The sequence below is a fragment of the Sphingomonas sp. Leaf339 genome, from assembly GCF_001426195.1.
GTDB lineage: Bacteria > Pseudomonadota > Alphaproteobacteria > Sphingomonadales > Sphingomonadaceae > Sphingomonas.
Window position 1 is genome coordinate 879,245 of the sequence record NZ_LMRS01000001.1, and the last position, 12,407, is coordinate 891,651.

Here is a 12,407-nt window from a genome sequence, read left to right on the forward strand (position 1 = left end):
AGTCACGGATCGTCATCTCGATCCGTAACTCCTTGCCTCACTTGATCGGCGACTTCGGATCGAGTCGCATATCCAGATATTTGTCCACCGATCCCATCAATTCGGGCATCTCGTGCTCGAAGAAATGGTTCGCCTTCGGGATCATGTCGTGATGAATCGTGATGTGCTTTTGGGTACGCAGCTTGTCGACCAGCTTCTGCACCGACACCGGGGTCACGACCTCGTCATTCTCACCCTGAATGATAATGCCCGACGAGGGACATGGGGCGAGGAAGGTGAAGTCGAACATGTTCGCCGGCGGTGCGATCGAGATGAAGCCGCGGATTTCCGGGCGACGCATCAGCAACTGCATGCCGATCCACGCGCCGAAACCCGATCCGGCGATCCACGTCGTCGACGCTTCCGGATGAAAGCTCTGCACCCAGTCGAGTGCCGATGCCGCGTCGGACAATTCGCCGATGCCGTTGTCGAACACGCCTTGGCTCTTGCCGACGCCCCGGAAATTGAACCGCAACGTCGCGAAACCGCGTCGCTGGAACGTCTTGTAGAGTTCCTGCACGATGCGATTATTCATTGTGCCGCCCGCCGACGGGTGTGGATGCAAGATCATCGCTACGGGGGCGCGGGGACGAGGAGCGGGCGCGAAACGGCCCTCCAGACGGCCTTCGGGGCCGGGAAAGATGACTTCGGGCATGGAAACTCGCCAATCTGGGGCGCGCCGGGTGGAGCGCGGAATGTGGGGCGCTATATAGGCGCAAAGCCCCCATTCGCAATCGGCCCTGTTTTATCGATGGAGCGACCCTGACCATTTCACCCCGCCTTTACCTCGATCATGCCGCTACTACGCCGATCACGCGGCTTGCCCGCGAGGCGATGGCGGCGGGACTGACGAATTGGGCCAATCCATCCTCGCCGCATGCCGAAGGTCGCGCCGCGCGTGCTGCATTGGAGAACGCCCGTCGCACGATCGCCACCGCCTATGGCTGGTCGGGCGAGGCGCTGCTGACCAGCGGGGCAAGCGAATCACTGGCGATCGCGCTGGGTCGCTGCACCGCGACACGAACAGCGATCGGTGCGACCGAACATGATGCCGTCCTGCGTGCTGCCCCAAATGCGACAGTGTTGCCGGTGACGGCGGACGGTATGCTGGACCTGTCGGCGCTGCGCGACTGGCTGGACGCCGACCGCACCCCGGCATTAGTGGCCGTCCAATGGTGCAACAGTGAAACCGGAGTGCTGCAACCGCTCGCCGAGATCGCGGCCATCGTCCACGCGGCGGATGGACGATTGCTTGTCGACGCCGCGCAGATGCCCGCCGGTGCCGATCCAGAACTGGCCGAACAGGCTGATTTCGTCGCCCTGTCGGCGCACAAGCGTGGCGGGCCGCCGGGTATCGGCGGGCTGCTGGTCCGGGATCTGGCCGCGTTGATGCCCACCGGCGGTCAGGAGCGCGGCTATCGCCCCGGTACCGAGAACGTGCCCGCTGTGCTCGGCTACGCTGCGGCGTTGGCCGAACCAGAGGACATCGACCGCCTGGTAATGCTGCGTGCTCGGCTCGACGATGCGATTTCGCGATCGGGGGGCGAGGTGGTGGCAAATTGCTCCCGGCGACATCCGGCGATCGGGTCGTATCGTCTGCCCGGCGCCGCCGCGACCGCGCAGCTAATCCGCCTCGATCTTGCCGGCTTCGCCGTATCGGCGGGCAGCGCCTGCGCCAGTGGCAGCATGAAGCCGAGCCACGTGCTCACCGCGATGGGATGGGCCGATACGGCAACACGCGAAGTGATTCGCGTCAGCTTCGGCCGAGCGACGACGGCGACCGACGTCGATGCCTTCATCGCCGCGTGGCGCGCGATGGCGCGTGCGACCGGCCGGTTCGCGGCATGATCTACCTGGATTATCAGGCGACTACCCCCCTCGCGCCGGAGGCATTGGCGGCGATGCTGCCGTGGCTTCGCGATCAGCACGCCAATCCGCACTCATCGCACCGTCCCGGCCGTGCCGCGCGCGCGGCGGTAGAGGTAGCGCGAGACCAAGTGGCCGCACTCTGTCCCCCCGGTGGCCACATTGCCTTCACCAGCGGCGCGACCGAATCGCTCAACTGGGCGATCAAGGGAACGACCGGCCCGATCGTCACCTTGGCGACTGAACACGCCGCAGTCCTCGACACCGTTGCAGGGGAAGCGAAAAACGGACGGACGGTCACGATCTTGCCGGTCGGCCCGAACGGTCTGGTCGATCTCGACACCGCCCGTGCGGCGATCGTACCGGGTGTCGGACTGGTCGTGGCGATGCTGGTCAATAACGAGATCGGCGTGATCCAGCCGATGGCCGAACTGGCGGCGATGGCCCATGCCGCCGGTGCGCTGATGCTGTGCGATGCCGTGCAGGGCTATGGTCGTGTACCCATTCCACCGGCGTGCGACTTCATCTCGATCTCCGCACACAAGGTTTATGGACCCAAGGGCATTGGCGCCTTGTGGATACGCGACGGCATCGCCCTTGAGCCGTTGCTGCATGGCGGCGGGCAGGAGGCTCCAGGTCGATCGGGGACGCTCAGTCCGGCACTCTGCGCGGGGTTCGGCGTTGCAACGTCCTTGATGGAGACGCAGGCAGAAGAAGATCAGATGCACATCGATAATCTATGGCGGATCGCGTCCGCCCGTTTGTCGTCCGACTGGCAACTGAACGGCACCGTCGCGCCACGCTATCGAGGCAATCTCAACATACGCCGTGCCGGGCTGGATGTTGCTCGGCTGATGTCCGATTGTCGCGACCTTGCCTTTTCCGCCGGATCGGCCTGTGCCAGCGGCCCCGGTCGGTCGAGCCATGTCCTGAGGGCGATCGGTTTGGGCGAGGGGCCGGCGCGATCGTCGATCCGGCTGGGCTGGGGGCGTTACACAAGCGAAACTGGTTTCACCGGCGCGATCGATACCATCATCGCGGCAGCGGAGGCTCAGCGCCTATGATACGCGTCCGTTTCGTCGCGACCGACGGTACCATCACCGCTGCACAGGGTGCCGACGGCCTCCGCCTGCTCGACGTCGCACAGGCGGCGGGGCAGCCGCTGGAGGGCACATGTAACGGCGATCTCGCCTGTGCCACCTGTCACGTCATCGTGGACGCCGCCGATGCACCGCGGCTGCCGCCCGCCAGCGAGAACGAAGAAGATTTGCTCGATCTTGCCCCGGCCGCCACGCGCACCAGCCGGCTGGCATGCCAGATTATTCTCACGCCCGCGCTTGATGGCCTGACGGTGCGTATCCCCCGAAGCTGACATTCCCACAACACGGGGTTCAGTATCGATCCATCCTGCCCGGTTCATATCCGTGTTATGCCCGCCGTAGTTCGGGGGGTGCGTAACGGAGTAAGAGCTCATGAAAATCCTCGCCCTGATCGGTGCCGGCCTGCTCGCCAGCGGCACCTTTGTCGCCGCTTCTGCCGATGCTCAACCTCGCCATGGCTATGGCGGTGGCTATGATCGTGGATACGGGCATGACCGCGGCTGGCGTGGGGATCGTGGCCCACGGTGGAATGGCGGCTATCACCGTGATCGCGGGCGCTGGAACGGCGGTTATCGCGGTCGTGGCCGCGGTCGCCTGGTCTGTCACATGGAACGGGGACGGTACGGCCCGGTCCGCACCTGTTTTCGCGGCTATCGCTGATCTGACCGGACCGTGCCGGTTGGAACGGTCCGGTCCAGCCAAGCATTTCGCCCGGATTCGAGATATCGAAGGAAACATCGCATGAAACTCACCACCCTTTTCGCCGCTGGTCTGGTCGTGTTGTCCGGTCTCGCCCCGATGGCACCCGCGGCCGCGCAGCGCACTGTCGTCCATGACCGCACCGTCGTACGCCACGATGGCGGTCGCCATTATCGCGGCCGTGACCGCGTCCGGACGCGCCGGGTCTGCACCAACCGCTGGCGCGATGGTCGCCGCGTGCAGGTTTGCCGCACTGTCCGCGTTCGTCGCTGACGACTTGATCGATCCGCCCGGCTCCGCCATAGGGCGCTTGGGAGTCGGGCGGACGTGGTCGTCGCCAACCCGGTCAGGTCCTGACGGAAGCAGCCGCAACGATTTCGCCGCGGGTCGTCCCGGCTCCCACCGCGAACTTGTTTGCATCAAGTTCGCGGGGCCAGCGGTACAAAGCATCGTCTAATGACGCGGCTTCGCCGCGGCGCGATCTTACCATCTAGCTTCGACACTGCTCACCAGAGCCGCTAAGACGACGGCGATGTCCGACTCCTTCGATCTCGGCGAACCGCCACAGCCTGCCACCGCCGCGCCACCCGAGGCGTATCGTGTCCTTGCCCGCAAATATCGCCCGCAGACCTTTTCCGAACTGATCGGTCAGGATGCGATGGTCACGACGCTGGGCAACGCGATCAAACGCGACCGGCTGGCCCATGCGTTTCTGATGACCGGCGTCCGCGGGGTGGGGAAGACGTCGACCGCCCGGCTGATCGCCAAGGCGCTCAACTGCATCGGTCCGGACGGTCTGGGCGGCCCGACGATCGACCCCTGCGGTGTTTGCGAGCCGTGCCGGGCGATTGCTGAGGGGCGGCATATTGACGTGATCGAGATGGACGCCGCCAGCCATACCGGCGTCGACGATGTCCGTGAGATCATCGACGCCTCGCGCTATTCGGCGGTCTCCGCGCGATTCAAGATCTACATCGTGGACGAGGTCCACATGCTCTCGAAAAACGCCTTCAACGCGCTGTTAAAGACGCTGGAGGAACCGCCCGCGCATGTGAAATTCCTGTTCGCCACGACCGAGGTGAACAAGGTTCCGATCACCGTCCTGTCACGATGCCAACGGTTCGACTTGCGCCGTATCCCGGCCGAAAAACTGGCGGACCATTTCGCCGAGGTGTGCCGCAAGGAAGGCGTCACCGCCGAGCCGGAGGCGCTGGCGCTGATCGCCCGCGCCGCCGAAGGGTCGGCGCGAGATGGCCTGTCGATCCTCGATCAGGGGATCGCCCATGCCGGCCTTGATGGCGGCGGCGTCACGGCGGAGGCGGTGCGCCAGATGCTGGGCCTGTCCGATCGGGGGGCGGTGCGCGATCTTTTTGCGATGCTGCTGGCCGGCGACGCGGCAGGGGCGCTGGTCAGCTTGCGCCGGCAATATGATTATGGCGTCGATCCGGTGTCGGTACTGCGGTCGTTGCTTGAAACGGTGCACGGCATCACCCTGGCCAAGGTCGGCGCGGCCGCCGATCCGTCGCAGCCTGTCGAGGAGCGGACGGCGCGGGCGGACTGGGCAGCGGGGCTGTCGTTCCCCGTGCTGCACCGACTGTGGCAATTGGTGCTGAAGGGGCATGACGAGGTGGCGCATGCAGCGCTGCCGATCGAGGCGGCGGAGATGGCATTGCTGCGCGTCATCCATGCCTCGCAATTGCCCGATCCGGGAGACCTCGCGCGGCGGCTGGCGGACGGCCATGCCCCGGTTGCCGCTGCCCCGGCGATCGCCGCGCCGCCCGTGCCGCCGTCGGCGCCGGTCGAGGCGCTGTTGCCCGAGCGGTTCGAGGATCTGGTCCGCCGGCTGGAGGACAATGGATCGCTGGCGTTGGCGGCGCGGCTGCATAACGGCGCTCGCGTCGTCCGCTATGCGCCGCCCGAACTGGTGCTGAGCGGCAGTCGACCGATGGCGGCGGATACCGTCACCGATCTGGCGCTGGTGCTGAAGGCGATGACGAAACAGGTCTGGCGCATTACCTTTGACGATGTACCCGGCACGCCGACGCTGAAAGAGCAGGAGGAGGCGGCCGAGGAGACGAAGCGGCTGGCAGCCTGGGACTCGCCCATGGTACGCGCCGCCCGAGAGGCTTTTCCCGATGCGGTCCTGGAGGACTGGCCGGGTAAACGGAGATTGGCATGAAGAATATCGACGAAATCCTGGCGATGGCCCAGAACGTCCAGAACGAACTGGAAAAGGCGCAGGCCAATCTCGACACGATCGAGGTCGAGGGTGTGTCCGGCGGCGGTCTGGTCAAGGTGAAGGCATCCGCCAAGGGCCGCATCATCGGTATCGCAATCGACGATTCGCTGATGCAATTGTCCGAGAAGCAGATGCTGGAGGACCTGTTGGCCGCCGCCTATAACGACGCGCGGGCGAAGGCCGATGCGGTGTCGGGCACCGAAATGTCGAAGATGACCAGCGGGCTTTCGTTGCCGCCGGGGTTCAAGCTGCCGTTCTGAATTTGGGTTTGTGAGCCTCGATCAGCGGCTCGCGGATGGACAATCTCTGCCCAACCCCTCCCCGCCGGGAGGGGCTTTCAGTATCGGAAAGTCGCTAAAGTCACACCCCCGGTCACGCGCCCGCGCGAGCGGCCGCATGCGTGTGCGCGAGGATAATCGCGGTTGTGGCAGACGGTGAGAAGGAACGCTCGGCGGGATATGCCTTTGTCCCCGTGTAGGACATCCCCTATTTTCGATCCCGTTACGGTAGAGGAACAACTTTCGATCGGACAGCGTTTCGCTCCCTATAACAGAGGAGGATGTCCAACATGGCCGACGAACGTATCGTGACCGATACCGGTACGCAGCCACACACCACGATCATCGAGCGTCGCAGTGGCGGCGGCGGGATGTTGATCGCGATCGTCCTGTTGATCGCGGTCGTGATTGGCGGTTTCTACCTGTTCGGGCGGCAGGGCGCGGAAAACCGCAAGGATGCAGCGATCACCTCGGCGGCCAAGAGCGTCGGCGGCGCGGCCGACAAGGTCGGCGACGCCGTGGGTGGCGAGAAGAAATAACGCGGCCTTACCTTTCCGGCGGCACCTCAGGCTTGCCGCCGGGCGTCTCCGCGAGATTGATGACGCACACTGATCCCCGCGTTGTGTGTGATCCACACCAGATGCCAGCGTAGCGATAGAAACTGGCCATCAGCAACTTTCGGTGGCCGCGGCCGGGTACGCCGTCATCGACCATCAGTTGCCGGACGACATCGTCGGCGCCGTGCATGCCATAGCTGATCGCCTCGACGACGTAGATATCGCCGCCGTGCTGGCGGGCGCGGGCGCCGGGGGAGGGGCCGGCGGCGCTGGCATGGCCAATGCTGCCGGCTGCTCCTTGCGCGATGCCATGATCGCGGGCGGCGGCGGCGAGGATCGGGTCCGGCGTCAGCAGCGGCATCGGTCGCATCGAGCCGATCGCGGTGGCGGCAGCTTCGGCGGCGGCAGCGCCCTCAAAGGTCGCGTGTTCGGTGCCGTCGCGTTCCCGGTAATAGACACCCTGATAGCTCTGGGCGGCGCGAAGGAGCCAGTCGGCATAGCTAATAGGATCAGCGCGCACCGAGTTCAGGGCATCCAGCACATCGCGGTCGTCGGGCCACCGTGTCGCCGGCGGAGCGAGGGTAGCCAGCAGCAACGCACCGGCCAGCTTCAGCGCAGGCACGTATCCAGTCCCGCTCGGCGCACCACACCGACATAGCGGGCCAGGACATTGCCATGCCGCCGCACGAAGCCGCTGGGCGAGATCGCGGCGCGTTTCTTGGGCAATGGCAGGACGGCGGCGATCCGGGCGGCCTCGGTCGGCGACAAGCGGGTGGCGTCGTGACCGAAATAACGGAGCGCAGCGGCGTTGACGCCGTAGGTGCCGATGCCGGTCTCGGCGATGTTCAGATACACTTCCATGATCCGCTTCTTGCCCCAGAGCATTTCGATCAGCGTCGTGAAATACGCCTCGAACGCCTTTCGGACATAGCCGCCGCCCTGAAACAGGAAGGCGTTCTTCGCCGTCTGCTGGCTGATCGTGGAGCCTCCACGAATGCGGCCACCCTCCGCATTGCGCACCGCCGCGCCGGCGATGGCGCGGAAATCGAAGCCGTGATGTTGGCAGAAGCGTGAATCCTCACCCGCAATGGCGGCGCGGGCCATGTCGGGATCTATCTGGGATAGTGGCATCCAGTCCTTCGTAACACTGCGCCCACCGAGCAAATCGCCCATCATCGTGAAGGTGAAGGGGGGCGGGACGAACCGGTATAGGCCAACCCACAGCATCGTCACCGCGACGAAGATCAGGGCGGCCTTCAACAGCCAGCGAAGAGCGATCATGCCTGCCCGTCTACGCAGACGCGCCGCAAAGCGCTAGAACCCGTGCGGCGGCGGCGACGCCGGTGTCGTGCGCGCCGTGCGCGGTTGAGAAGTCATGCGACGAGCAGGCTTCGCCTGCAAAGAACAGCCGGTCGTCCACCGGCTCGGCCAGGATCGACCGCTGGCCGGCGGCGCCGACCCGCGCGTGGCTGTAGCTGCCGCCGATCCACGGTTCCTGTCGCCAGCGCGTTGCGGCGAGCGGGGTGAAGCGCGTTCTCCAGTCGCTGCCGAGTAGTGCGACCAGTTCGTCGATCGCGAAGGCGGTGGCGGCGTTCTCGTCCTCCAACGCCTCGGCACAGGGACCGCCGAAGAAGCTCTCCACGATCGGTCGACCAAAGGGAGACAGGCGGTGGCTGGCGGTGCAGGCGCTTCGGGGATTGCCGATCAGATGCGCGTCGGCGGGCCAAATGGGCCGATCCACCGCGAGAAACACCTTGTCGGCGATCCCAAGCGGCAGCGAGGCGGCGGCATGGTGCTTGGCGGGGAGGGGAGGTTCGAAGGTGATCGCCTCGCCCGTCAGCGCGGTCGTCGGGACGCAGAGGATGACGTGATCGGCCTCGATCGTACCGGCCGGCGTGTCGAGGCGGAGCGTGCGGTGGCGGTGGTCGATCCGCGTCACCGGGGTCAAAAGGCGGACGGGAAGGCCGGCGGCGTGATCGACAATCAGCGTGCCATATCCGCTGGGCAACGCCCAATTGTCGTCAGTGGCGGCGTCTTCATACGCCGCCCAGTCGTGGAGCGAGACCGCGCTAAGGGCGGCGCCATTTGCGAAGCCGGAGATCGCATCGATCATCGGATTGGCGGGGCTGTCACTGGCGATGAAGTCGGAAAGAGGGTAGTCGGGTCCGCCCAGGGCCGCGTGGGCGGCGGAGTCCCATTCGCGGCGGGCCAATGCGAAGGCTTGCTGGTCGGCGGGTGGGTAGCCAAGGTCGCGCCACTGGACGCCCCAGTTTGCGGTGGATCGGTCGATCGCCATGCGCCGCTGTTCGGCGATCCTAGTCCATGCGTTGCGTAGGGCGGAGTGAAGCCAGCCGCATCCAAGATCGACGGTGCCCGACGTTGGCGAGAGCGTCGCGCTGCGGGCACGACCGCCGAGGCGATTGGTCGCCTCGACCAGCAAGACCGCCTGTCCCGCATCATGGAGATGCCGGGCGGCAGCGATACCGGCCGCGCCGCCGCCGATCACGACGGTACGCGGTACGGTGTTAGGCTGCAGCGAGCATTCGCTTTTCACCGGCGATGCGCATCATGCCCTTTTGCAGCTTCTCGAACGCACGCACCTCGATCTGGCGGACGCGTTCACGGCTGACGCCATAGACCTGGCTGAGTTCCTCCAGCGTCTTGGGGTCGTCGGTCAGGCGGCGCTCGGTCAGGATGTGCTTCTCGCGATCGTTCAGGTCGTCCATCGCCGACACGAGCATGCCGTGACGGACGTCAGCCTCCTGCTGGTCGGCGACGATCGAATCCTGCAGCGGCGCATCGTCCTGCAGCCAATCCTGCCACTGACCCTCGCCGTCCTCACGCATTGGCACGTTCAGCGAGGTGTCGCCGCCCATCGCCATGCGGCGGTTCATCGAGACGACGTCCTGTTCCGCGACACCGAGATCGGTGGCGATCTTGGTGACGTGCTCGGGCCTCAGGTCGCCATCCTCAAATGCGTCGAGCTTGGATTTCATCCGGCGCAGGTTGAAGAACAGCTTCTTCTGGGCGGCGGTGGTGCCCATCTTCACCAGGCTCCACGACCGCAGGATATATTCCTGGATCGAGGCGCGAATCCACCACATCGCATAGGTGGCAAGGCGGAAACCGCGATCCGGCTCGAACTTCTTCACGCCCTGCATCAGGCCGATATTGCCCTCGGAGATCAGTTCCGACGTTGGCAGGCCGTAACCACGATAACCCATCGCGATCTTGGCGACGAGACGCAGATGGCTGGTGACGAGCTGGGCCGCCGCATCGGTATCGCCATGTTCCTGAAAACGCTTGGCCAGCATGAATTCCTGCTCCGGCTGGAGCAGCGGAAATTTGCGGATCTCCGACAGATAGCGATTGAGGCTCTGCTCCCCGCCGAGCGCAGGGATCGTCGCTGGGACGTTGCTGCCTTTTGCCATTGATCGATCCCTTTCCTTGGAAGCATGCCTGCCGCATCGCAGCGAGCGCATACCGATATCTATACGTGAAGATTGGTGAACAGTTCCTGCATATCCACAGGCATCGGACTTTCGAGCGCCAAAGCGACACATGTTACCGGATGAATGAACCCCAGATACGCGGCGTGCAAGGCTTGCCGCGTGAAACCGAGCGTTTCGAGGACGCGGCGCGGCTGGCCCTTCGCCTTGCCGTACACCGGGTCGCCGAGGAGCGGGTGGCCGATCGACGCCATGTGGACGCGTACCTGATGCGTGCGGCCGGTTTCGAGCCGGCATTCGATCAATGCCGCCTCGCGCAGGCGTTGGATCGTGGTGAAGTGCGTTACGGCGCGTTTGCCGTTCGCGACGATCGCGATCTTCTTGCGGTTGTGCGGGCTGCGCGCGAGCGGAGCGTCGACCTTTCCCTCCGCCGGACGGGGGATGCCGCCGACGATCGCGCGGTAACGGCGATCGATGCTGTGATCGTGGAATTGACGGGCCAGCCCTTCGTGCGCCTGATCGGTCTTGGCGGCGACCATAAGGCCGGAGGTGTCCTTGTCGATCCGGTGGACGATCCCCGGCCGCGCGACGCCGCCGATGCCCGACAACGACCCACCGCAATGATGGAGCAGGGCGTTGACCAGCGTGCCGTCGAAATTGCCCGCCGCTGGATGCACGACCAGCCCGGCCGGCTTGTCGACGACGATCAGATGCTCGTCCTCATAGGCGATGACGAGCGGGATATCCTGCGCTTCGTTGTGGAGCGGCGTGGCGGCGGGGACGGCGATCGCGAAGGTCAGGCCGGCGGCGGCGGGGCGGGATGGATCGCGCGCCGGGTTGCCGTCCAGCGACACCGCGCCGGCGGCGATCAGCGCCTTCAGCCGCTCGCGCGACATTGTAGGCACCGCATCCGCCAACGCACGGTCCAGCCGCCATCCGTCCGCAGCCGGCGCGATCGTCGCTTCGATGATGGAAACCCCCCGGTCCATGAGGTAGCCAGATGGTGATGGACGTGACGATATCAAGCGACCTGATGCAACGGATCGTCGCTGCGGCGGCCGCCGATCCGGCGGTGGAGGTGTGCGGTCTGCTGTTCGGCAATGCCGACGCGGTCGTCGCGGTGGAGGCTTGCCGCAACGTCGCGACCGATATCGCGCGGCGATTCGAGATCGACCCGGCGGCGCTGATCGCGGCGTACCGGCGGGGGCGGGGCTGTGGGCCGGCGGTGGTCGGCTGTTATCACTCGCACCCCACCGGCGTCGCGGCGCCGTCCGCGCGTGATGCGGCGGACGCGGCGGCCGATGGCGGGCTGTGGCTGATCGTCGGCGGCGGGGCGGTGACGGCATGGCGTGCGGTGGAGAACGGCCCCGTCCATGACCGGTTCGAGCCGGTCCGGCTCGTGGTGGCGACGGACCGGGGGTGAGGGTACGTCACAGCCGCTTGCGGGGAGGCCGGAAAGGCCTCAGATGGCTGTACGTTCAAGGGGATTATGATGGCCATCAGTCCGGTCGATTTTGCCAGCCTGCTCTGTTCGCGACTTTGCCATGACCTGTTGTCGCCGGTTGGCGCGCTGAACAACGGGCTGGAACTGCTGGCCGACGAAACCGATCCGGCGATGCGCCAGCGGTGTATGGAACTGCTCGCCGACAGTGCGCGGACATCCGCCAACAAGCTGAAATTCTTTCGCCTGGCGTTCGGTGCGGGCGGCAGTTTCGGCGAGATGGTTGATCCGCGCGAGGCAAAGGCGGCGATCGAGGGGCTGCTGTCCGATGCCAAGCGGACGACGCTGGGATGGTATGTCGAGGCGGACTCGCTACCGAAGGCGGCGGTGAAGGCACTGCTGAACCTGGCGCTGATCGCCAACGAGGCGCTGGTGCGCGGCGGGTCGCTGGATATCGGTGCGGAGCAGCAGGGCGACCATCTGGAGATTGTCGTGAAGATCGAGGGGTTGCGGATCATCCTCGATGCTCAGATCCGGCAGATGCTGACCACCGGTGCGTCGGAGGATGGCGTGACGTCGCGCCTCGCCGCTGCGTTCATGGTGCATACGCTGGTGGCCGAAGCGGCCGGCACGATGCAGGTGTCGGAGCCGGCGCCGGGCGTAATGGTGTTCGGCGCGGCGCTGAGCCCCGGTGACGGCCGACCGAAAAGCGTCGTCGGGTAAAGGAGCTATTAACCGG

General features: G+C 65.6%; 16 protein-coding genes and 1 other RNA gene. 11 read left to right on the forward strand and 6 right to left on the reverse strand.

The window, feature by feature from the left end; genetic code table 11:
- Window positions 1–37: 37 nt before the first annotated feature.
- Window positions 38–694, reverse strand: a complete 657-nt coding sequence (locus ASG67_RS04090; RefSeq protein WP_056525521.1) for an alpha/beta hydrolase — start codon at window positions 692–694, stop codon at window positions 38–40.
- A 113-nt stretch (window positions 695–807) separates the two neighbouring features.
- Between ASG67_RS04090 and ASG67_RS04095 the strand changes: the two genes are divergently transcribed.
- From ASG67_RS04095 to ASG67_RS04130, 9 genes are all read left to right on the forward strand, one after another.
- Window positions 808–1,887, forward strand: coding sequence for a cysteine desulfurase family protein (locus tag ASG67_RS04095; protein ID WP_056525524.1), 1,080 nt, complete (start codon window positions 808–810; stop codon window positions 1,885–1,887).
- On the forward strand, window positions 1,884–2,969 hold the full coding sequence (locus tag ASG67_RS04100) for a cysteine desulfurase family protein (protein ID WP_056526506.1): 1,086 nt from the start codon (window positions 1,884–1,886) through the stop codon (window positions 2,967–2,969). The genes ASG67_RS04095 and ASG67_RS04100 overlap by 4 nt, the downstream gene beginning before the upstream one ends.
- Window positions 2,966–3,277, forward strand: coding sequence for a 2Fe-2S iron-sulfur cluster-binding protein (locus tag ASG67_RS04105; RefSeq protein ID WP_056525527.1), 312 nt, complete (start codon window positions 2,966–2,968; stop codon window positions 3,275–3,277). Before ASG67_RS04100 ends, ASG67_RS04105 begins: the two co-directional genes overlap by 4 nt.
- 100 nt (window positions 3,278–3,377) lie before the next feature.
- Window positions 3,378–3,665 carry a hypothetical protein gene (locus ASG67_RS04110; protein WP_156460622.1) on the forward strand — a complete coding sequence of 96 codons (288 nt, stop codon included), beginning with the start codon at window positions 3,378–3,380 and terminating at the stop codon, window positions 3,663–3,665.
- 81 nt (window positions 3,666–3,746) lie between these two features.
- Complete coding sequence (locus ASG67_RS04115) at window positions 3,747–3,977, forward strand: hypothetical protein (protein ID WP_056525530.1); 231 nt, start codon at window positions 3,747–3,749, stop codon at window positions 3,975–3,977.
- A 36-nt stretch (window positions 3,978–4,013) separates the two neighbouring features.
- Window positions 4,014–4,111: signal recognition particle sRNA small type (gene ffs / locus ASG67_RS18200), an RNA gene on the forward strand.
- Window positions 4,112–4,236: 125 nt separating this feature from the next.
- On the forward strand, window positions 4,237–5,883 hold the full coding sequence (locus ASG67_RS04120; protein WP_056525532.1) for a DNA polymerase III subunit gamma/tau: 1,647 nt from the start codon (window positions 4,237–4,239) through the stop codon (window positions 5,881–5,883).
- Complete coding sequence (locus tag ASG67_RS04125) at window positions 5,880–6,203, forward strand: YbaB/EbfC family nucleoid-associated protein (RefSeq protein WP_056525535.1); 324 nt, start codon at window positions 5,880–5,882, stop codon at window positions 6,201–6,203. Before ASG67_RS04120 ends, ASG67_RS04125 begins: the two co-directional genes overlap by 4 nt.
- Before the next feature lie 308 nt (window positions 6,204–6,511).
- Window positions 6,512–6,760 (forward strand): hypothetical protein, encoded by a 249-nt coding sequence (locus ASG67_RS04130; RefSeq protein WP_056525538.1) that lies wholly within the window; start codon window positions 6,512–6,514, stop codon window positions 6,758–6,760.
- Window positions 6,761–6,767: 7 nt separating this feature from the next.
- On the opposite strand, the gene ASG67_RS04135 is transcribed toward ASG67_RS04130, so the two are convergent.
- The 5 genes from ASG67_RS04135 to ASG67_RS04155 are packed head-to-tail and all read right to left on the reverse strand — an operon-like array spanning window position 6,768 to window position 11,216.
- Complete coding sequence (locus ASG67_RS04135) at window positions 6,768–7,400, reverse strand: CAP domain-containing protein (RefSeq protein ID WP_056525540.1); 633 nt, start codon at window positions 7,398–7,400, stop codon at window positions 6,768–6,770.
- Window positions 7,388–8,059, reverse strand: coding sequence for a monofunctional biosynthetic peptidoglycan transglycosylase (gene mtgA, locus ASG67_RS04140; protein ID WP_056525543.1), 672 nt, complete (start codon window positions 8,057–8,059; stop codon window positions 7,388–7,390). The genes ASG67_RS04135 and mtgA overlap by 13 nt, the downstream gene beginning before the upstream one ends.
- Before the next feature lie 10 nt (window positions 8,060–8,069).
- A complete protein-coding gene (locus tag ASG67_RS04145) occupies window positions 8,070–9,332 on the reverse strand; it encodes a flavin monoamine oxidase family protein (protein ID WP_235535036.1) in 1,263 nt (420 codons plus the stop codon).
- Window positions 9,304–10,209, reverse strand: a complete 906-nt coding sequence (gene rpoH / locus ASG67_RS04150) for an RNA polymerase sigma factor RpoH (protein ID WP_056525546.1) — start codon at window positions 10,207–10,209, stop codon at window positions 9,304–9,306. Before rpoH ends, ASG67_RS04145 begins: the two co-directional genes overlap by 29 nt.
- Window positions 10,210–10,268: 59 nt before the next feature.
- Window positions 10,269–11,216, reverse strand: a complete 948-nt coding sequence (locus tag ASG67_RS04155) for an RluA family pseudouridine synthase (RefSeq protein ID WP_056525549.1) — start codon at window positions 11,214–11,216, stop codon at window positions 10,269–10,271.
- Between the two features lie 17 nt (window positions 11,217–11,233).
- On the opposite strand from ASG67_RS04155, the gene ASG67_RS04160 reads away from it, so the two are divergent.
- Both ASG67_RS04160 and ASG67_RS04165 read left to right on the forward strand, forming a co-directional pair.
- The gene (locus ASG67_RS04160; protein WP_056526511.1) at window positions 11,234–11,650 is read left to right on the forward strand and encodes a Mov34/MPN/PAD-1 family protein; all 417 of its coding nucleotides are present in this window, start codon (window positions 11,234–11,236) and stop codon (window positions 11,648–11,650) included.
- 69 nt (window positions 11,651–11,719) lie between these two features.
- Window positions 11,720–12,391 (forward strand): histidine phosphotransferase family protein, encoded by a 672-nt coding sequence (locus ASG67_RS04165; RefSeq protein WP_056526516.1) that lies wholly within the window; start codon window positions 11,720–11,722, stop codon window positions 12,389–12,391.
- The last annotated feature ends 16 nt before the right edge of the window (window positions 12,392–12,407 follow it).